Below are 20,405 nucleotides of genomic sequence, written 5' to 3' on the forward strand. Positions count from 1 at the left end.
TTCAGCGCGCGGACTCGTAGATTCGGCGCACCACGTCCTCGATGCCCGGTTCCTCGATGGACAGATCGCGCACCTTCGCCCGATCCGAGACCGCCGCGAGCAACGCCGCGGCGGTGGTGTGTTCGGCGTCGAAGGCCAGGCGCTGACGCATGCCGCCCGCCGCGCTCGACAGCAGTTGCGCGCCGCACGGCAGATCGTCGAGATCCGGTGTCGGCTCGGCCAGGTCGACGACGAGCACCCGGCGCGCGCCGACGGTGGCGCCGAGGCCGGTGAGCGAACCGTCGTAGACGAGGGTGCCGTGATCCACTACGAGCACCCGCTCGCAGAGTCGTTCGATATCGCCCATGTCGTGGGTGGTGAGGAGCAACGTGGTTCCGCGTTCCATGCGCTCGGCGCGCAGGAACTCGCGTAATCGCTGCTTGGACAACACGTCGAGACCGATCGTCGGCTCGTCGAGAATCACCAGCTCCGGCGAATGCAGCAGGGCGGCGGCCACCTCGGCGCGCATCCGCTGACCGAGCGAGAGCTGACGCACCGGCGTGTCGAGGGTGTCGGCCATCTCCAGCTGCTCGACGAGCTCGTGCGTCCGTTTGCCCGCGACCTCCGGATCGAGCCGGTGGATCGCGGCGAGGATCGAAAACGACTCGTGCAGCGGCAGATCCCACCACAGCTGCGACCGCTGCCCGAACACCACACCGATGCGCGAGGCCAGTTCCCGCCGCTGGCGCACGGGTTCGAGACCGCACGTGCGGACCGTGCCCTTGGTGGGGACGAGGATGCCGGTGAGCATCTTGATCGTGGTCGACTTGCCCGCGCCGTTGGCGCCGATATAGCCCACGGCCGAGCCGCGTTCGACCCGGAAACTCATCCGGTCCACGGCGGTGATGATGTCGCGATGTCTGCGCCAGCGGCTGCCGTTCTTGCGGTACACGCTGAATTGCCGGGTGAGGTCGTCGATGTCGATGATCGGATCCGATGTGGCGTTGTCGTCCATCGTTATCCGCCTCCTCCCTGATAGTGCCTCGTCCCGACCCGCCACGCCGCCGCCGCGAGCAACCACACCCAGGCGGCGGCCAGCGGGGTCAGCCATGCCGACCACGCGGGCAGCAGCGGCGGACCCTGCAGTCCGAGCAGCGCGATGGTCGGCACGTACGCCGTGAACGCGACCGGAATCGCGAACCCGAACAACAGTTTCAGCGGTGTCGGGAACACCGAGGCCGGCTGCATCGCGGCGAACGAGCCGCCGTAGGTGAAGCTGTTGGTGAGCTCGGCACCGTCTATCAAGAAGAACTGTAGCCCCGCCGCACATACGAAAAGGCCACAGAACAGCGCGATTCCACTCAGCAGGGTGATCACGATCAAGGTAACCGGGACGATGCCCCAGTCGATTTCGTTGCGCCACAGCCCGATGCCGAGCACGATCACCGCGACGGCGGCTCTGGCGATCCGGCGCAGCGAGATGTCGCTGGTGATCAACTGGAGCAGCAGTGGTTGTGGGCGAAGGTGATACGCGTCGAGGGTGCCCATGCGGATCATCGCGGGGAGCGAGTCGAGGTGGCCGACCACCACCTGGGCGAGTGCGAAAGCGGTGTTGGACAGGCCGAACAGCAACAGTGCCGCGTCGACGTCGAGCCCGCCGAGGGTGTCGACGTTGTGGAAGATCACCCACACCTCGGCGAACTCCACCAGGCCGATCAGGAACGCGCTGAACACCTCGATGGCGAAGGAAACCCGGTAGACCCGCTGTGCTTTGACACGCGAACGCAATACTGCGAGGTAGGGGGTGAACCAGGTCCCGGACACAATGCGTGCGGTCTCCGGTTCAGCCACCCTGTACCTCCAACCTGCGTTGTCCCGCTCGCAACAACACCCTGCCGAGCAGTCCGATCGCCAGTACCCAGAAGGCTTGTCCCGCAACGACTGACAAGGCTTCCATTCCGACGACCCGCCCTGACAGCGTATCGATCGGGGACTGAAGGATGGAGGGAAACGGGGTAGCGTGTGCCACCACGCGCAACCACTCGGGAAACATGTGGACCGGGACGAAAAGGCCCGCAAGGAACGTGCCGACGATCTGGTACAGCATGCGGATGCCGCGGATCTCCACCACCCAGAAACCGCACAGCGCGACCGCGAAAAGGCACAGGAACGACAACGCGACCGCGAGCACCACGCTCAGCAGGCCGAGCAGATAGGCCGGTAGCGAGTCCGGCATCGACAGCCCGAACAGCGTCGCGCCGATCACGATGCTCGGCACGCCGCGCGGGATGAAGGTGCACGCCGCGCGGCCCATGTCGGCGGCGAGGTAGCCGAGTTGTACGTCGACCGGGCGCAGGAAATCGATGGCGACGTCACCGGTCTTGATCCGCTCGACCAGATCGATCGGCGGGCCCATGAACTGCGTCGCCCCGAGCAGGGCCTGCGACAACCACACGTACGCGGCGATGGTCGACTCGTCGTACCCGCCGAAATCCCCGGCCGATCGCACGGCCGCGACCATCACCGCGGCACGGACGAACCCGAAGACGCAGTTGGTGAACAGCCCGGCGAACATCGCCAGCTTGTACTGCGCCTGTCTCTTGAAACCCGCCCGCACCAGGGTCCAATACACCCCGGCGGTACCTGGTGCGCGCCGTCGGCACCTGCGTCGGCGCACCGCGAGAACAATCCCCGCGTCCCCCTCCGCATTGCCCCGCACAATCAGTCAACTCTAGGCGGCCGACCCTGGATCAGGACGAAAACGGCGTTGTTCGCCGATCGTTGTCAGTCCTTGGGGAACCCCGTCGCGAACAGGATCGCGATGGCGACCGAGCTGACCACAGAGATGGCGAGAATGATCCACATGAGGGGCAAGATTACCTGTCGCCCACTCTTGACACGGCATCGGTCCGGCTCATCTCGGGCACTCGTGCCGGACCGTCAGTGCGCGGTGGCACTCTCTGTCAGGAGTTCGTCGGTGTCGACAGTGGTGTCGGCGAGAAAGTCGGCGATCGCGGCCCAGCTGGTGGTGCGGGCATCGGGGCCGGCGATGATGCCGAGGTGGCTGCCGTCGACTTCGACGAAGGTGACGGGGGCTCCGGTGAGGACGTCGATTCCGGCGGCTACCGACGCGGCGGAGGCGAGGGTGTCGCGGTTTCCGCCGATCAGCAGTACCGGGACGGTGATAGCGGCCAGGTCGACGGCGTGTTGGGCGTTGAGATGCACTGTGCCGGTCCACATTTCGTTGCGGATGATCAGCTGGCGGTACACCTGCGCGTAGAAGCGCGCCGGGTAGCCCGGCATCGTGTCCATGAATCGGTCGACGGCCTGCATTCTGGCCAGCGATTCGGGGTCGTTGGCGTGGCGCGCGATGTAGAGCGGTTTGGTCAGCTCCCGGTCGAGCGATTGGGCGCGGAAACCGATCCGCACGGCCTGTTTCGGGATGCCGCCGAGTAGGCGCACCGGCGTGGTGACGATCTTGGTCGGTGCGAGGCGGCCGAGCGACCTGGCCAGCGACATCGGCCCGTTGCGTCGCTGGTCGAACGGGGTGCCGACCGCCGTCACCGACGCGACGGGGAGTTCGGGGTCGGCCGCGGTGGTCAACAGGCTGATGGTGCCGCCGAACGACCAGCCGATCACCTCGACCGGGGCGTAGGCGTGCTCGGCGCTGACCCGGCGGATCGCGTCGGGCACGATGTCGTCGACCCACTCCTCGAAGCCGAGATCACGGTCGGCGTAGGTGATCTCGCCGTAATCGATGACGTACACCGCACGGCCGAGGCCGAGGAGGAACTCGACCAGGCTCTGGTCGGGCCGCAGGTCGTAGCACGAGATCGTGACCGCCAGCGGCGGGACGAGCAGGATCGGATTGCCGACGGCCGGTGTGGTGCGGCGATAGCACCGCAGCCGCCGATGGGGGTGGCTGTACACGTCGACCGACGGTGTCGGGGTGTAGGGCTCTATCCCCTCCCGGAACAAGGCGCCGATGTTGCGCACCGCGGTGCCCCATCCGACCATCGTCTTTCCTCCATCACTGTGCGTGCGCTGACCTGGACATCGTGTCTCACTTACACGATGGGTCGCAACTTCCCCATGTTCGAACATCTGCGTGACCGGCGATTTTCCGCTCGTCAAGGTATTGACTGGGACACGATGTCCAATATACCTTCCTGGTACACGTAGTCCCACGTACTTGGGATACGCGACACACAGGAGTGCGTACATGACACAGAAGGTGTTCGTCGTCGGCGTCGGCATGACGAAGTTCGAGAAGCCGGGCGCGCTGGAGTGGGATTACCCGGACATGGCCCGTGAGGCGGGCACCAAGGCGCTCACCGATGCCGGAATCGACTACAACCAGGTCCAGCAGGCCTATGTCGGGTACGTCTACGGCGAGTCGACCGCCGGACAGCGCGCTGTCTACGAGCTCGGCATGACCGGCATCCCGGTGGTCAACGTCAACAACAACTGTTCCACCGGCTCGACCGCGCTCTACCTCGCGGCCCAGGCGATCCGCGGCGGCCTGGCCGACTGCACCCTGGCGCTGGGCTTCGAGAAGATGCAGAAGGGTTCGCTCGGCTCCACCTACGACGACCGCGAACAGCCGATGATGCGGCACCTGCTGGCGCTGGCCGAACTGCAGGAGTTCGCCATGCCGCCCGCGCCGTACATGTTCGGCGCCGCGGGCAAAGAGCACATGGAGCGCTACGGCACCACCGCCGAGCAGTTCGCCAAGATCGGCGTGAAGAACCACCGCCACTCGGTGAACAACCCGTACGCGCAGTTCCAGAAGGAATACAGCCTGGAAGAGGTGCTGGCCGCCAAGCAGATCTACGGCCCGCTCACCAAGCTGCAGTGCTCACCGACCTCCGACGGTTCGGGCGCGGTGATCCTGGCGAGCGAGTCGTTCGTCGACCAGCACAACCTCGCCGACCAGGCGATCGAGATGGTCGGGCAGTCGATGGTCACCGACCTCGAGACCACCTTCTCCACCAAGAGCGCGATCAATCTGGTCGGCGCCGACATGTCGCGCACCGCCGCGGAAGCGGTCTACGCCCAGGCCGGGATCGGGCCCGAGGACGTCGACGTGATCGAGCTGCACGACTGCTTCTCCACCAACGAACTGCTCACCTACGAGGCGCTCGGCCTCTGCGCGGCCGGTGAGGGTGGACGCCTCGTCGACGACAACGCCACCACCTACGGCGGCGAGTGGGTCGTCAACCCCTCCGGTGGCCTCATCTCGAAGGGACACCCGCTCGGTGCGACCGGTCTCGCCCAGTGCAGCGAGCTCACCTGGCAGCTGCGCGGCACCGCCGACGCCCGTCAGGTCGACGGCGCGCGTATCGCCCTGCAACACAACATCGGACTCGGTGGCGCGGTCGTGGTGACCGCCTACCGCCCGGCCAACCGCTGATTTCCACCCATCTCACCGAGGAGTATCCCCATGGCATCTGTGTCCGTCTCCACCGAACTGCCCATCACCCCCGAAGCCGCCTGGGCGAAGCTGAGTGATCTCGCGACGTGGGAGGAGTGGCTGACCATCCACCAGGGCTGGCGTTCGGACCTGCCCGCCGAGCTGACCGTCGGATCGCGGTTCATCGAGGTCGTCTCGGTGATGAACATGGCCAACAAGATCGAGTGGACCGTGGCCGAGGTCGACCCGCAGAAGTACCTGAAGATCACCGGCACCGGCATGGCGGGTGTCTCCGTGGAATTCGTGCTGAAGGTCGAGCCGACCGCCACCGGTTCCTCGGCCGCCTTCGACGCCTCCTTCAAGGGCACCATGATCGTCGGCCCGATCGGCAAGGCCGTCGCCAAGAACGCCGAGGCGGATCTGAAGGAGTCGATGGCCAAGTTCACCGAGCTCGTCGGGTCCGCGGCGTGAGCAGCGCCGACGCGACCACGGCCGGAGTCGTCTTCGACGGCTCCGGCCTGGGGGAATGGACCGACGAGGAGCGTTTCTCGGTCACCGCCGAGCGGATCGCCGAATACGCTGCCGCCACCAATGACCCGATCGCGGCCCACCGCAACGGTGAAGTCGCACCGCCGGTGTTCGCGGTGGTGCCGGTGTTCACCTCGATGGCGCCGGCCGCGCTGTCCGTGGCCCCGGTGGAATTGCTGATGAAGCTGGTGCACGGGGAGCAGGACTTCCTGTTCCACCGCCCGATCCGGCCGGGCGACGAACTGGTCGTGCGCGCCAAGCCGATCGGGTACGTCGGCAAGCCCAACGGGTCGACCGTCGTCGTCTACGCCGAAACCCGCGACGCGGCGGGCGAACTCGTCAACGAGCAGTGGATGACCGCGTTCTTCCGCAAGGTCGACGCGGGCCCCGGTGAAGGCGAGGCCGCACCGGAGCACCGCATCACCGACGCCGACCGCGCGGGGGAGCCGGCCGCGCAGGTCACCGCGCAGATCGACAAGGATCAGACCTTCCGGTACTCGCCGGCCTCCGGCGATCCGATGCCGATCCACCTCGACGACGAGATCGCGCAGATGGCCGGGCTGCCCGGCATCATCAACCACGGCCTGTGCACCATGGCCTTCACCTCCTGGGCGGCGCTGACCGAACTCGCCGACAGCGAGACCGCCCGCCTGCGCCGACTGGCCGTGCGCTTCGCCAAGCCCGTCCTGCCGGGCCAGGAGATCACCACCACCTTCTGGCCGACCGGGTCCGCCGACTCCGGCGTGCGCGCCTACGCCTTCGAAACCGAAGCCGCGGGCCAGATCGCCATCACCGACGGCCGCGTCGAATTCAATTAGGAGACAAGACTTATGGGAAAGCTTGACGGTCGCGTCGCGGTGATCACCGGTGCCGGTCGCGGTATCGGTCGCGAACACGCGCTGCTGTTCGCCCGCGAGGGCGCCAAGGTCGTGGTCAACGATCTCGGCGGCGCCAACGACGGCACCGGCACCGATGCCGGGCCCGCCCAGCAGGTGGTCGACGAGATCGTCGCCGCCGGCGGGCAGGCCGTGGCGAACACCGACAACATCGCCACCTGGGAGGGCGCGAAAGCCCTTGTCGACCAGGCGATCAGCGAGTACGGCTCGCTCGACGTGCTGGTGAACAACGCGGGCATCCTGCGCGACGCGTTCATCGCGAGCATGGAGGAATCCCAGTGGGACGCGGTCATCGCCGTGCACCTCAAGGGCCACGCCGCCACCCTGCACCACGCCGCCGCGTACTGGAAGGCGCAGACCAAGGCCGGTAACCCGGTCTCGGCGTCGGTGATCAACACCGCCTCGGCCTCGGGCACCTTCATGCCCAACGCGGGCCAGGGCAACTACGGCGCCGCCAAGGCGGGTATCGCCGCGCTGACGCTGGTCGCCGCCGACGAGCTCGAGCGCTACGGCGTGCGGGTGAACGCGATCGCCCCGATCGCGCGCACCCGGCTCACCCTGGCCACCCCTGGCATGGGCGCGCTGTTCGCCGCCGAGGTGCCCGAGGGCGAGTTCGACCCGTTCTCCCCGGCCAACATCTCCCCGCTGGTCGCGCACCTGGCGGAGGCCGACTGCCCGCTCACCGGCAAGGTTTTCGCGGTGCAGGGCGGCGCCATCATCGAACTCGGCGGCTGGCACGACGTGCGAACGGTCGAGACCGACGGCCCGTGGACCATCGACGGGGTCGCCGCGCAGCTGAAGGAGACCAGCTAGTCATGGCGCGCAACAGCTATGAGCTCGGCGTCGGCGTCAGCGAGGACCACCTGGCCCTCGCCGACGCGGTGAGCGGATTCGTCGAGCGCACCATCACAAGCGAAACCGTCCGTGCGGCAGTCGAATCCACCGATGCGGGCAAGCTGCCCTACTGGGACGCCATCGTCGCGCAGGACCTGCTGAGCCTGCACATCGCCGAGGACCTCGGTGGGCAGGGCGCGGGCCTGCTGACGCTGGCTGTCGCCCTCGAGCCGCTCGGCCGCGGCCTGCACACCGGGCCGTTCGTGCCGACGGCACTGGCGAGCGCGGTGCTCGCGCAGGACGGGGGAGCGTGGGCGCGTGCCCAGCTGCCCGGTCTCGCCGACGGATCGCGGACCGGTGCGGTGGCGCTGTCGTCGTCGCTGACGGGTGTGCTGCGCGACGGCGTGCTGATCGTCGACGGCACGGCCGACGGTGTCGTCGGGGCGTTGTCGGCGGATGTGCTCATCGCGCCGGTCACCGTCGACGGTGACCGGCAGTGGGTCGCGTTCGACAATGTCGAGCTGAGCGTGAGCACCCAGGACAACGTCGACGTGCTGCGCGGTGCCGGGCGGTTGCAGGCGGACGCCGTCGAGGTGCCGGCCGAGCGGGTGCTCACGGTGACCTCGACCCGGGTGCGCTCGGTGGCGGCGGTCGTGCTCGGCGCCGAGGCCGTCGGCGTGATGTCGTGGTGTGTCTCGACCGCGGCGGAGTACGCCAAGAGCCGCGTGCAGTTCGGTCGTCCGATCGGGCAGTTCCAAGGTGTGAAGCACAAGTGCGCGCACATGGGCATCGCGCTCGAGAAGGCGCGCGCCGTGCTGTGGGACGCCGCCTATGCGCTGGATCGCGACGACGACACCGCCGACTACGCGGCCGCGATCGCCGCGCTGATCATTCCCGACGCCGCCGTCGAGGTGGCCCAGGACTGCATCCAGGTGCACGGCGGTATCGGCTTCACCTGGGAACACGACGCGCACCTGTACTACCGGCGCGCGCTCGCGTTGCGTGGTCAGCTGGGCGGGCGCGACGAACGGGCCGAGGCTGTCGCCGGGTACGCGCTGTCGGGGATCACGCTCTCCAACGAACTCGAATTGCCCGAGGAAGCCGAGCAGATCCGGGCGGGTATCCGGGCCGAGCTGGCCGAGATCGCGGCGATCGAGGACGAGGACGACCAGCTCGTCGCCCTCGGTGACGGCGGCTGGAACCTGCCGCACCTGCCCCGCCCGTACGGCCGTTCGGCCTCGCCGCTCGAGCAGGTGGTGATCTCACAGGAGATCAAGGCCTCCGGTATCGCGATGCCGCAGTTGCTGATGGGCACCTGGGCGGTTGGCGCCATCGTCCCGCACGGTGACGAGCGGCAGAAGCGCGAACTGGTCGTGCCGACGCTGCGGGGTGAGCTCGTGTGGTGCCAGTTGTTCAGCGAACCGGGTGCCGGGTCCGACCTGGCGAGCCTGACCACGAAGGCCGTCAAGGTCGACGGTGGTTGGCGGGTCACCGGCCAGAAGATCTGGACCACGGTCGCGCAGTTCGCGCAGTGGGCGATGCTGATCGCGCGCACCAGCCCGGACAAGCCGAAGCACGAGGGCATCACCTATTTCGTGCTCGACATGGCGACCCCGGGGATCACGGTGCGTCCGCTACGCGAGATGACCGGATCGGCGCTGTTCAACGAGGTGTTCCTCGACGACGTGTTCATCCCGGACGAGAACGTGGTCGGCGCGGTCGACGACGGCTGGCACGTGGCCCGCACGACCCTGGCGGGCGAGCGGGTGGCGCTGAGCCAGAAGATGGAGGCCTACGCCACCGACACCGACCTGCTGCGGTTCGCGGTCGGCCGCGAGCTGTCGCCGGTGGCCCGCTACCGGGTCGGCGAGCTGATGGCCGAGAGCCGGGCGGTGGACGTGATCGGTTCCCGGGTGGTGCTCAAGCAGCTGTCCGGCATCGATGTCTCCACCACCTCGAGCGTCGGCAAGCTGCTCGGTATGGGTCTGGGACAGGCGATCTCGGAGTTCATCGTCGCCGAACTCGGTGTCGCCGGTGTCGTCTCGGTGCCGGGCGAGCGTAGCGATCACGCGATGGAACAGCTCATCGCCGGTCGCGCCACCACCATCTACGGTGGCACGACCGAGGTGCAGCTCAATGTCATCGGCGAGCGCATGCTCGGGCTGCCGCGCGACGCGGCGCCGAGCGCGTAACCATGCCGATCGGTCTGCTGTCCGGCTGTCATCACGTGACGGCCGGGCAGCACCCGCGCTGCCTCGATGCCCTGTTCGCGGGCAAATCCCCGTCCGACCTCGCGGTGTAGGGTCCGACTGTGCCGAATCTGGAATCCGCCGCGCCCGCTACCTCGTCCGATGGTCGATCGCAGCGGTGGGACGGGCACAAGGCCGAACGGCGCGACCAGATCCTGGCCGCCGCCGTCGTCGCCATCCGCGAGGACGGCGCGCGGGTCGGCGTCAAGGACATCGCCGCCCGGGCCGGCGTCCCACGCTCTGTGGTCTATCGCCTCTTCGGCGACCGCGACGACCTCGACGAACAGGTCCGCACCCGGATCATCTCCGAGCTGATGACCCGGCTGACCCCGGTGCTCAGCCCGGAGGGCACCGTCGGCGACGCGGTCACCAGGGCGGTCGAGACCTATATCGGCTGGATCGTCACCAATCCTCACCTGCATCGATTCCTGGCCGCCGGGTCGAAACGGGTCGTCGGCAGCTCCCCGTCGGTCTCCGACGCCCGCACCGCCGTCGCGGTGCAGACCGCGCGCCTCTTCGCGATCAGCATCGCCCGCCACGGCGGCACAACCGAGGTCGCCGAGCCCATGGCCTTCGGTCTCGTCGGCATGGTCGACAACTCGGTCAACCGCTGGCTCAGCCGCGGCATGCAACCACTCACCGCCGACGAACTGTCACGCGTCCTGCAACGCTGGATCGTCAACACGATCGCCGTCACCCTGGCCGACATCGGCGTCGCCGTCGACGCCCAAACCCCGGTCGCCGACCTCTTCGGCCCGGACCAGGACGACTGAGATACCAAGTCTCGCGGCCCGATACGTCCCCTGAGACGCCAGGCGAACTCGGCTCGATGAACCCGGTGTAGATATGGTCGACACAGGTTCAGACGGTGATCGGTGTATCGATTGCGAGCCGCTGGTAGCGCACCTTCTCGGGCAGCAGGCCCGCCAGTTGATCGGTCAGGGTTCGACCGATGTCGTTGAGATCGCCGTCGTGGATGGGGACGACGATGTTCGGCTGGGTCGCGTCGACGTAGTCCACGGCATCGGCGTACCTCATCCATGGCCCGCTCACCGGCAGGAACAGCACGTCGAGGGTGGTGTTGCCGGGCAGGGGCGGGAAGGCGTCGCCGGGATGCAGAATCCGGTTGTCGATCAGGTAGGCGACATTCGGCGAGCTCGGCAAACTGGGATGGATCGCGGCATGCTCGCCCACAATCGCCCGCACCCCGAGGCCCGCGAGATCGAAACGCCTGTTCTCGTCGGCTCGTTCCAGCTGCCGAGCTTCGGCGCCTGCGGCGGCCAGTTTGTCGACAACTGATTGCGGAGCAAGGACCCGGGTCCTGGGCCGCGTGGCCAGCGCGGAAGTCATTCGTCCGATGTCGACGTGGTCGTCGTGGTCGTGGGTGACCAGGAACGCGGCGACGTCGGCGAAGGCTTCCGGCGGCGCCAGAACGCCGGGGTCGACCACGACCACGCCGTCCTCACCGGTCAGCCGCACCGTCGAATGTCCCAGCGACGCAATCGAAACGCTCATCCTGCTCCAGTTCTGGCGAAGGGGGACGTCGGCTGTCTGTCCCCGGAGGAACTGTTCAGGCCGACGAGGTGGAGGGTGTTGAAGAAGCGAGGTGCGACGAGCAGCGAGATGCGAATGATCCGCATAACGAAGCATGTCACACGGAGGGCGCCATCTGAACGCATTGTCGAGCTGCGACCGATTCCGCGCGGTGCCGCAGCGCGGCTGCGCGCTGTCGCGGAAGAATCGCCGCAACGGAATCACGAGCCGCGTGCCCGCGATCGCGGTGACGACCGCGACGATCAGTACCGGGAACCCGGCGAGCACCGCGGCCACCCCGGACAGGCCGGTCGCGCTCCCACCCCGACCATCGCGACGAGGCTGGTGAACCACGACAGCGTCACCAGACCGGTCACGGCGACCGTTACCGGACCCCTCCCAACCCGGGCGAGTCCAAACTCGTTGTCGCAAAAGAGGACTAAAACCCAACGCGCGCAACTCGATTGCACGTTTCTGCGGTGGGCCGAGCCGCGACATCGCTCGGCGACTTCGGCTCGGCCCGCGCGTGATCACCTCGGCCGGTGAAGGATTCCGGCCCGGAACTCCCACTGCCGCGTTCCGGTCGCCGCCACCGGTACCAGCATCGGGGCGATATCGAGCACGGCGGGCAGGATCAGCGTCACCCATTGTGCCCGCGCCCGCCGGCACAACGAGGCTGGTAAGGGTCTTCGATGCCCTGAAATCGGTGTCAGGCGGTCACTGTCGGCAGCGGTGTGACCAGCGGCCACTCGACGTCGACGCCGAGAGCTTCGTTGACATAGTTCGTGAAGATGTTGCGAGCGACATTCGCGACCACCTCCACGATCTCCTCATCCGACAGTCCCGCCGAGCGTGCAGCCTCGAATTCGTCGTCGCCGACGTGGCCTCGACGCCGCACCACCGCCAGCGTCAGTTGCAAGATCGCCGCGCTACGCGCATCCGCGCTCTCGCCGCGACGTGCGGCCTGGATCTCGGCCTCGTCGAGCTTGACGACATTGCGCGAGACCGCGCTGTGTGCCGACAGGCAGTAGGTGCAACCGTTTGCCTCGGCGACAGCCAGGGCGATCCGTTCCTGATCGGGCGCGCTCAGCACCCCCGCCTTCAGCGCGCCGAACATGCCGAGGAACCCGCGCAGTGCTGCCGGGCTGTTCGCGAGCGCCTTCGCCATGTTCGGCACCACGCCCATGGTGGTGCGAGTGGCTGCCAACTGCTCGGCGGCAGCGCCGGTCGCGTTAGCGGGATCGATCAGATTCACACGAGACATGACGTCCTCATCCTCCAGAATCGAACCGAACTGTTCGGTTCGATCGAAGGAAACATAAGCCCCACCGACACCGCTGTCAAACGAACTAGTTCGTTCGATATGATCGTGTGGTGACGACGTCGACCCGCCCCCCGTCCGTACAGCAGCGACTCCTGGATACCGCCGACGCGATGTTCTATGCCGAGGGGATCCGCGCTGTCGCCATCGACCGGGTCATCGCCGAGAGCGGCGTCTCGAAATCGACCATGTACGTGCACTTCCGAACGAAGGAAGACCTGGTGCAGGCGTATCTGCGCCGCCGAACCGACAATTGGCGCGCTCGTGTCGAATCCGAAGTCGCCCGCCGTGCCGCCGGCGCCGTCGAGCAGGCGTTGACCGTGTTCGATCTGTTCGACGAGATGTTCCACGCCCCGGGCTACCGCGGCTGCCCCTTCGTCAACGCTGCCGCGGAATACCCCCTTCACGACGGAATTCGCGAGACCGTCGCCTATCACCGCGCCTGGATCAACGGCCTGTTCCCGAAGATCCTCGGCGACCGCTGCGATTCCGAGTTGTCCGCCGGCCTCGTCCAGCTCCTCGACGGTGCGATCGCCGCTGCCCATCTCGACGGAGACCTCGACTCCGCCCAGCGCGCACGGCGCATCGCAGAGCGGATCCTCTGACGACCGGATCGGTTATGCGCCAGGGTGCCGGATCGCGGAATTTTCCCTGATCAGCGCCGGAAACTTCCGCCGCTGACCGTGTCAGGGGTTCCGTGTCGGGAGGATTGCGCGGTCTCGGCGAACAGTTCCAGCAGGGTGCTCCATCCGCCGCCGCGTTCGACGATCGTGTCCTGGATGGCTTTGCCGTCGACGAGGCGGTCGAGGTGGCGGTGTTCCAGGGTGACAGCGGTTTGCTCGGGCCCTTCGGCGGTGAAGCGGACTTCGATCTCGCTGGCGTGGGACGGGTCGGGGTCGAATTCCCAGTGGCCGTTGATCTGCCAGGTCACCACGAGCCGGTGCGGTGGTTCCCAGACCAGTACTCGGCCCCAGTCGCATTCGGTGTCGTCGACGCCGCGTTCGTACCAGCGTCCGCCCTCGCCGGGCTCCAGGATCGCATCGGCCATCTCGCTTTTGCCGATGTGGTAGGCCGCGGGCCACCAGCTGCCGAATGATTCGGTGAAGAACTCGAACGCCCGCTCCGGGCTCATCGCGACGGTGGCTTTGCCTGCCAGGACGGGCCGTTGTCCAGTGGTCATGGTCGATTCTCCTGTTCGAAATCGTCGGCGGCCGCGTCGGCGGCCTTCTGAAAAGCGGTCAAAGCCTGGTCCCAGATGTTCTGGAAGTAGGCCTGGATCGCGGCGAGGCCGTCGGGATTGATGCGGTATATGCGTTTGGTGCCGTCGGGGGTCGCCACGACCAGACCGCCCTCTTTCAGGACACGCAGGTGCTGCGACACCGCTTGACGGGTGACCGGCAGCGTTTCGGCGAGCTCGCCCACCGACGACGGCCGCCGGGCGAGACGCTCGAAGATCGCCTTGCGAGTCGGATCGCCCAGAATCCCCGGATCCACATCTTTGAAAGCCTCCACTTGCGTAAGTGTGCGCTTTCAAATAAAGGTACGCAAGACCTGGGTGCCGTCAATGGTCGGCGGATTTGTGAGTGGTGAACGCGCTGCGAAGTCAGGCGCTGTACGAGGCATCCGTCGTCCGCGGTGACCGTCTCGAGCAGGCCGGTTCGTCACGACCTGGGCTGCGGGTACCGGGGAGTTCGATGTTCGTGGCGCAGGCGGTTCAGGGAACGTTCTGGAGAACAGCTCCCCAAAAACGCCCCTGAACTGCGCAAATGATGCGCCCCCGGCAGGAATCGAACCTGCGACCTAGGGATTAGAAGGCCCTTGCTCTATCCAACTGAGCTACGGAGGCAGACGCGTTCACCTTTGTCGATGTCGGCGTCGGTGTCCAGCGCGAAAAGTATAGCGACCGACCGGGTGGTGGGCGGGGTCGGGAGCGACGCCCCATGGGCGCGTGGGGGAGCAGGTCGAACTACCCTCGTTGACATGTCGTTATCGCAAGACCGCTCCGCAGGAACCGTCGGCGACGGCGCTGGACCGGCGGAGACGGATCGGGCGGCCGCGACGGGCAGCAGTTCCTCGGCGGGTGGGCGGGCGTTCGGCGCGCTCGGTGCGATCGCCGGGGCGATGGCCGCGGCGGTCGCGGCGATCGTCGTCGCGTTGTCGGCGGCGCAGGCGCTGAGTCTGCTGGGGATCCCCGATCCCGGCGCGCTCACCACGTACGGGTTGCCCGCGTTGCGGGCCCTCGCCGACCTGTCCGCCGCCGTGACGGTCGGCTCCCTGCTGTTCGCGGCGTTCCTGCTGCCGCCGAAAGACAGCGGGTTGCTCGAGGCGGGCGGGTACCGGGCCGTGCGACGGGCCTCGGACGCGGCGATCGTCTGGGCGGTGTGCGCGGCGTTGCTCGTGCCGCTGACGGTGTCGGATACGACGGGTCAGCCGGTGGGTTCGATCTGGCGGCCCGAGGTGCTGTGGCCGGTGATCGCCCAGGTCGAGGTGGCGGGTGCGTGGCGAACGACCACCGTGCTCGCCCTCGTTCTCGCGATCGGGTGCCGGTTGGCCTTGCGCTGGAGTTGGACGCCGATCCTGCTCGCGCTCGCGATCGGCACCATGATGCCGTTGGCTTTGACCGGGCACTCGTCCTCGGGCGGTTCGCACGACGTGGCGACCAACTCGCTCATCCTGCACATGATCTCGGCCGCGGTGTGGGTCGGTGGGCTGGTCGCGGTGCTCGCCCACGCGATGCGCGGCGGCGCCGATACCGATGTCGCCGCCCGGCGTTTCTCGCTGGCCGCGACCGTCGCGATCGTCGTCATCGCGCTCAGTGGTGTGATCAACGCCTGGGTCCGGGTGCCTGCCGCCGAGCTGTTCACCACCACGTACGGCAGGCTCGTGCTCGCCAAAACGGCGGCACTCGTGCTGCTCGCGGGCCTCGGCTTCCTGCAGCGACGGGCCGCACTGCCCGCGCTGGCCGCGGATGCGCGCGATCGCGCGGCGCTGATCCGGTTCGCCGGCGTGGAGATGCTGATCTTCGCCGCCACGATCGGCCTCGCCGTCGGACTCGGACGCACCCCACCTCCGCCACCGACGGCCATCCCCACGCCGACGGAAGTGGAACTGGGCTACACCGTCGACGGCCCGCCGACCGTCGGCAGGCTGCTGTTCGACTGGCGGTTCGACCTGATCTTCGGCACCCTTGCCATCGTGCTCGCCGCCCTGTACCTGCTCGGTGTGCACCGGCTGCGCGCCCGCGGCGATGCCTGGCCGCTCGGCCGGACCATCGCCTGGGTCAGCGGTTGCCTCGTGCTGCTGCTCGCCACCTCCTCGGGCGTCGGCCGGTACGCGCCTGCCATGTTCAGCGTGCACATGGGCGCGCACATGGCGTTGTCGATGCTCGCGCCGATCCTGCTCGCCCTCGGCGGTGCGGTGACCCTCGCCCTGCGCGCGCTCACGCCCGCCGGTCGCGGCGGGATTCCCGGTCCGCGCGAATGGATCCTCGCGGCCGTGCACAACCCGGTCTCGCGGTTCCTCACTCAGCCGGTGGTCGCCTCGGTGATCTTCGTGGCCGGGTTCTACGCGCTCTACCTCGGTGGGATCTTCGACGCCACCGTCGATTCGCACGCGGCGCATCTGATGATGAACGCGCACTTCCTCATCAGCGGTTATCTGTTCTACTGGGTGGTGATCGGCATCGATCCCAAACCGCGTGAGGTGGCGCCGTTGACCAAGCTGGCCATGGTGTTCGGCACCCTGCCGTTCCACGCCTTCTTCGGTATCGCTCTGATGAGCATGACGACCGTCCTCGGTGGCTGGTTCTACCGCACCCTCGATCTGGGCTGGAATATCGACCTGCTCGCCGATCAGCGCAACGGTGGCAGCTTCGCCTGGGCGAGCGGTGAGGTGCCGCTGGTCGTGGTGATGCTTGCGCTGCTGATCCAGTGGTCACGCAGCGATCAGCGGCTCGCCAAGCGCACCGACCGCGCGGCCGACCGCGACAACGACGCCGAACTCAACGCCTACAACGCGATGTACGCCGAACTCGCGCGCCGCGACCGCGAGGTGCGTCCGTGACCGAATGCGGTATACCGGCGAGCCAGACGAGCCGACCGGTCGGGACCCCGCGTGTGCTGCGGACCGACGTGCGGACGGCTCGGCGCCGATTATCGGGGCGGGTACGTAAGACACCGGTGTTCCACACCAGCGTCGACGGGCCCGACGGACCGGTTCCGGTGTCGTTGAAGATGGAGTTCCTGCAGCACGGCGGCACCTTCAAGGTGCGCGGCGCGTTCAACGCGCTGCTGGCCGAGGAGTCGGCCGGACACGTTGTCGTCGCCTCGGGTGGCAACGCCGGGATCGCGTTCGCGCTGGCAGCGGCGCAGCTCGGTAAGGAATGCACGGTCGTCGTGCCCGAATCCGCACCGCACACCAAGGTCGCGGCCATGTGGGCACACGGTGCCGAGGTGCTCTGGCACGGTGCGACCTTCGCCGAGGCCGAGCGCCACGCGGTGACCCTGGCGGCCGAACGCGGCGCCGGGCACCTGCGCGCCGACGACATTCCCGCGGTGGTGGCGGGCGCGGGCATCATCGGCCTGGAGCTGGAGGAACAGGTGCGTGGGCGGCCGCCGGTGCTGGCCGCCGTGGGATGTGGCGGGCTGATCGCCGGACTCGGTGCCGCGCTCGGCAGGCGACGTCAGATCGTCGGGGTGGAATCCGAGCACACGCCCGCGCTGTCGGCCGCGCTCGCGGCGGGCAGGCCGGTCGACGTCGCCGCGCCGTCCCCGGGCGACGAACCGATGTGCGCGACCCGGGTCGGCGATATCGCCTACGACATCGCCAGCAGGCAGCAGATGCGGGCGCTCGGCGTGGCCGACGACGCGGTGACCCGTGCGCGCGAATACCTGTGGCGCGAATTCCGGGTGGTCGTCGAGCTCGAGGGCGCGTCCGCGCTGGCTGCGGTGCAGAGCGGGGCCTACAAACCGGAGCCCGGCGTGCGGCCGATCGTGGTGTTGTGTGGGGCGAACACCGAACTCCCCATGCTCTGACACGGCAGATATCCACAACCCGAGAAGTTGTCCCCAGATGTCGGCGGTGCCGGATCGGCGGTGCTCGCCTGCGCCATTCTTGGATGGTCAGAGCAACAACACCGAATGTCTGAGCGGGGGCGGTTTCGATGTACGAGGCGAATGCGACGGTGATCGGCACGGTGGTCAACCATCCCGTGCGGCGGGATCTGGCCAACGGGGAGCAGGTGGTGTCGTTCCGGATGGCGAGCACGGCGCGCCGGTTCGATCCGAGCGCGGGTGAATGGGTGGATGCGGGCACGCTCTATCTCACGGTCAGCTGCTGGCGCCGATTGGTGGCCGGGGTCGATCGATCACTGCGCAGGGGCGACCCGGTGATCGCCTACGGTCAGCTGCGTTCGCACGAATACCGGGGCAAGGACGGCGGCGAACGTCGTGATCTGGAGATGCGCGCCGTCGCGGTGGGACCTGACCTCGGCCGGTGCAGTGCCACGATCCAGCGACGCTCGGAGGCGGCGCGGTTCACCCCGCACGTGGTACGGAATATTTCGGGCGATCAGGGCGCTGTAGTGTCGGCTGCCGCACCGCCGGGGGCGGAGGGCGAGTATGCGCCCGACGACCATTCTGCCGTAGCCTCTACGTCCGCGGCGGATTCCCTCCCGGCGCGATCGCCGGACGAGATGCCGATCGAAGGCATTCCCGCGCAGGTCGACGCCTGAGGGCAGGTCCGCGGCACCGGCCCCCGCTCCGCATCGCACCCCCGTTACCCGCACCGATAGGCTTCCATATATGGCTGAGTTCATTTATTCGATGATCAAAGTTCGCAAGGCGCACGGCGACAAGGTCATTCTCGACGACGTTTCGTTGAACTTCCTGCCCGGCGCCAAGATCGGCGTGGTCGGCCCGAACGGCGCGGGTAAGTCCAGCGTGCTGAAGATCATGGCGGGGGTGGACCGGCCGAACAACGGTGAAGCGTTCCTCGCGCCCGGCGCTTCGGTCGGCATCCTCATGCAGGAACCCGACCTGAACGAGGAGAAGACCGTCCGCGGCAACGTGGAGGAGGGCCTCGGCGAGGTCAAGGTGAAGCTGGATCGCTTCAACGAGATCGCCGAGCTGATGGCCACCGAGTACTCCGACGAGCTCATGGACGAGATGGGCAAGCTGCAGGAGTTCCTCGACCACGCCGACGCGTGGGATGTCGACTCCCAGCTCGAGCAGGCCATGGACGCGCTGCGCTGCCCGCCGCCGGACGAGCCGGTCACCAACCTCTCCGGTGGTGAGCGTCGCCGCGTCGCGCTGTGCAAGCTGCTGCTGAGCAAGCCCGACCTGCTGCTGCTCGACGAACCGACCAACCACCTCGACGCCGAGAGCGTGCTGTGGCTCGAACAGCACCTCGCCTCCTACCCGGGCGCCGTGCTCGCCGTCACCCACGACCGGTACTTCCTCGACAACGTCGCGCAGTGGATCCTCGAGCTCGACCGTGGTCGGGCCATCGGCTACGAGGGCAACTACTCCACCTACCTGGAGAAGAAGGCCCAGCGTCTCGAGGTGCAGGGCAAGAAGGACCAGAAGCTGCAGAAGCGCCTCAAGGAGGAGCTGGCCTGGGTTCGTTCCGGCGCCAAGGCCCGTCAGGCCAAGAACAAGGCCCGTCTCGGTCGCTACGAAGAGATGGCGGCCGAGGCCGAGCGGCACCGCAAGTTGGACTTCGAGGAGATCCAGATCCCGGCGGGTCCGCGCCTCGGCGACATCGTGGTCAACGTGTCGCACCTGGACAAGGGCTTCGGCGATCGTCAGCTGATCAAGGATCTGTCGTTCACGTTGCCGCGCAACGGCATCGTCGGTGTGATCGGCCCCAACGGTGTCGGTAAGACCACGCTGTTCAAGACCATCGTCGGCCTCGAAGAGCCCGACAGCGGCGAGGTGAAGGTCGGCGAGACCGTCAAGCTCAGCTACGTCGACCAGAACCGTGCGGGCATCGACCCCAACAAGAACGTCTGGCAGGTCGTCTCCGACGGGCTCGACTTCATCGAGGTCGGTAACCAGGAGATGCCCTCGCGTGCCTACGTCAGCGCGTTCGGTTTCAAGGGCCCGGATCAGCAGAAGCCGGCCGGGGTGCTCTCCGGTGGTGAGCGCAACCGCCTGAACCTGGCGCTCACCCTCAAACAGGGTGGAAACCTGATCCTGCTCGACGAGCCGACCAACGACCTCGACGTCGAGACCCTGAGTTCGCTCGAGAACGCGCTCGAGCAGTTCCCGGGCTGCGCCGTCGTGATCTCCCACGACCGGTGGTTCCTCGACCGCACCTGCACCCACATCCTGGCGTGGGAAGGCGACAACGACAACGAAGCCAAGTGGTTCTGGTTCGAGGGCAACTTCGAGGCCTACGAGGCGAACAAGGTGGAGCGCCTCGGCGCGGAAGCCGCTCGCCCGCACCGGGTTACGCACCGCAAGCTCACTCGCGACTGATATCCGCGCGGACCGCATCGACGGCCCGGCCTGACGATCGACTTGTCGATCGATCGGCCGGGCCGTCGGCGTTTCACAAGTTACCGGCGGGGAAGCCGGATTTCCGACGGCACGGCTCGCGCGGCGGCGTTAGTCTCGGAATCGCGTCACCGGACTTTACGGAATCGAAGCCAA

Annotated in this window: 19 protein-coding genes and 1 tRNA gene; 11 read left to right on the plus strand and 9 right to left on the minus strand. The window is 67.6% G+C overall.

Annotation, left to right across the window (positions count from 1 at the left end; genetic code table 11):
- Position 1: 1 nt before the first annotated feature.
- The 4 genes from ACWEVR_RS18865 to ACWEVR_RS18880 form a co-directional block, all read right to left on the minus strand.
- On the minus strand, positions 2-994 hold the full coding sequence (locus ACWEVR_RS18865; RefSeq protein ID WP_067486110.1) for an ABC transporter ATP-binding protein: 993 nt from the start codon (positions 992-994) through the stop codon (positions 2-4).
- 2 nt (positions 995-996) lie between these two features.
- Positions 997-1,830: an ABC transporter permease gene (locus ACWEVR_RS18870; protein WP_452467990.1), complete on the minus strand. Its 834-nt coding sequence runs from the start codon at positions 1,828-1,830 to the stop codon at positions 997-999.
- Positions 1,823-2,611: an ABC transporter permease gene (locus ACWEVR_RS18875; RefSeq protein ID WP_452467991.1), complete on the minus strand. Its 789-nt coding sequence runs from the start codon at positions 2,609-2,611 to the stop codon at positions 1,823-1,825. Before ACWEVR_RS18875 ends, ACWEVR_RS18870 begins: the two co-directional genes overlap by 8 nt.
- Before the next feature lie 308 nt (positions 2,612-2,919).
- On the minus strand, positions 2,920-3,996 hold the full coding sequence (locus ACWEVR_RS18880; RefSeq protein ID WP_452467992.1) for a serine aminopeptidase domain-containing protein: 1,077 nt from the start codon (positions 3,994-3,996) through the stop codon (positions 2,920-2,922).
- 205 nt (positions 3,997-4,201) lie between these two features.
- Here ACWEVR_RS18880 and ACWEVR_RS18885 point away from each other — a divergent pair, with 205 nt between their 5' ends.
- The 6 genes from ACWEVR_RS18885 to ACWEVR_RS18910 all read left to right on the plus strand — a co-directional run bounded on the left by ACWEVR_RS18885 (position 4,202) and on the right by ACWEVR_RS18910 (position 10,672).
- Positions 4,202-5,392 (plus strand): lipid-transfer protein, encoded by a 1,191-nt coding sequence (locus tag ACWEVR_RS18885; protein ID WP_452467993.1) that lies wholly within the window; start codon positions 4,202-4,204, stop codon positions 5,390-5,392.
- Between the two features lie 30 nt (positions 5,393-5,422).
- Positions 5,423-5,863 carry a type II toxin-antitoxin system Rv0910 family toxin gene (locus ACWEVR_RS18890; protein WP_067486118.1) on the plus strand — a complete coding sequence of 147 codons (441 nt, stop codon included), beginning with the start codon at positions 5,423-5,425 and terminating at the stop codon, positions 5,861-5,863.
- Positions 5,860-6,738, plus strand: a complete 879-nt coding sequence (locus ACWEVR_RS18895) for a MaoC/PaaZ C-terminal domain-containing protein (protein ID WP_067486119.1) — start codon at positions 5,860-5,862, stop codon at positions 6,736-6,738. The genes ACWEVR_RS18890 and ACWEVR_RS18895 overlap by 4 nt, the downstream gene beginning before the upstream one ends.
- 12 nt (positions 6,739-6,750) lie before the next feature.
- Positions 6,751-7,629: an SDR family oxidoreductase gene (locus tag ACWEVR_RS18900; RefSeq protein WP_067642445.1), complete on the plus strand. Its 879-nt coding sequence runs from the start codon at positions 6,751-6,753 to the stop codon at positions 7,627-7,629.
- A 2-nt stretch (positions 7,630-7,631) separates the two neighbouring features.
- Positions 7,632-9,842, plus strand: coding sequence for an acyl-CoA dehydrogenase (locus tag ACWEVR_RS18905; protein ID WP_452467994.1), 2,211 nt, complete (start codon positions 7,632-7,634; stop codon positions 9,840-9,842).
- 119 nt (positions 9,843-9,961) lie between these two features.
- A complete protein-coding gene (locus ACWEVR_RS18910) occupies positions 9,962-10,672 on the plus strand; it encodes a TetR/AcrR family transcriptional regulator (RefSeq protein WP_452467995.1) in 711 nt (236 codons plus the stop codon).
- 88 nt (positions 10,673-10,760) lie between these two features.
- Here ACWEVR_RS18910 and ACWEVR_RS18915 read toward each other — a convergent pair whose 3' ends face one another.
- Together ACWEVR_RS18915 and ACWEVR_RS18920 are read right to left on the minus strand one after the other, a co-directional pair.
- On the minus strand, positions 10,761-11,414 hold the full coding sequence (locus tag ACWEVR_RS18915) for an MBL fold metallo-hydrolase (protein ID WP_452467996.1): 654 nt from the start codon (positions 11,412-11,414) through the stop codon (positions 10,761-10,763).
- A 727-nt stretch (positions 11,415-12,141) separates the two neighbouring features.
- Positions 12,142-12,696: a carboxymuconolactone decarboxylase family protein gene (locus tag ACWEVR_RS18920; protein WP_452467997.1), complete on the minus strand. Its 555-nt coding sequence runs from the start codon at positions 12,694-12,696 to the stop codon at positions 12,142-12,144.
- Between the two features lie 110 nt (positions 12,697-12,806).
- On the opposite strand from ACWEVR_RS18920, the gene ACWEVR_RS18925 reads away from it, so the two are divergent.
- Positions 12,807-13,358, plus strand: a complete 552-nt coding sequence (locus ACWEVR_RS18925) for a TetR/AcrR family transcriptional regulator (RefSeq protein ID WP_452467998.1) — start codon at positions 12,807-12,809, stop codon at positions 13,356-13,358.
- 50 nt (positions 13,359-13,408) lie between these two features.
- Here the strand turns inward: ACWEVR_RS18925 and ACWEVR_RS18930 are convergent, their stop codons facing one another.
- From ACWEVR_RS18930 to ACWEVR_RS18940, 3 genes are all read right to left on the minus strand, one after another.
- Positions 13,409-13,933, minus strand: coding sequence for an SRPBCC family protein (locus ACWEVR_RS18930; RefSeq protein WP_452467999.1), 525 nt, complete (start codon positions 13,931-13,933; stop codon positions 13,409-13,411).
- Complete coding sequence (locus tag ACWEVR_RS18935; RefSeq protein WP_452468000.1) at positions 13,930-14,265, minus strand: ArsR/SmtB family transcription factor; 336 nt, start codon at positions 14,263-14,265, stop codon at positions 13,930-13,932. The genes ACWEVR_RS18930 and ACWEVR_RS18935 overlap by 4 nt, the downstream gene beginning before the upstream one ends.
- A 260-nt stretch (positions 14,266-14,525) precedes the next feature.
- Positions 14,526-14,599: transfer RNA gene (locus ACWEVR_RS18940), tRNA-Arg, on the minus strand.
- Between the two features lie 134 nt (positions 14,600-14,733).
- On the opposite strand from ACWEVR_RS18940, the gene ACWEVR_RS18945 reads away from it, so the two are divergent.
- The 4 genes from ACWEVR_RS18945 (at position 14,734) to ettA (ending at position 20,231) form a co-directional block, all read left to right on the plus strand.
- Positions 14,734-16,815, plus strand: a complete 2,082-nt coding sequence (locus ACWEVR_RS18945) for a cytochrome c oxidase assembly protein (RefSeq protein WP_452468001.1) — start codon at positions 14,734-14,736, stop codon at positions 16,813-16,815.
- Between the two features lie 53 nt (positions 16,816-16,868).
- Positions 16,869-17,786, plus strand: coding sequence for a serine/threonine dehydratase (locus ACWEVR_RS18950; RefSeq protein ID WP_084457437.1), 918 nt, complete (start codon positions 16,869-16,871; stop codon positions 17,784-17,786).
- A gap of 128 nt (positions 17,787-17,914) precedes the next feature.
- Positions 17,915-18,484 (plus strand): single-stranded DNA-binding protein, encoded by a 570-nt coding sequence (locus ACWEVR_RS18955; protein ID WP_452468002.1) that lies wholly within the window; start codon positions 17,915-17,917, stop codon positions 18,482-18,484.
- A gap of 70 nt (positions 18,485-18,554) precedes the next feature.
- The gene (ettA, locus tag ACWEVR_RS18960; RefSeq protein WP_452468003.1) at positions 18,555-20,231 is read left to right on the plus strand and encodes an energy-dependent translational throttle protein EttA; all 1,677 of its coding nucleotides are present in this window, start codon (positions 18,555-18,557) and stop codon (positions 20,229-20,231) included.
- Positions 20,232-20,405: the final 174 nt, after the last annotated feature.

The sequence above is a fragment of the Nocardia sp. NPDC003979 genome (assembly GCF_053605015.1).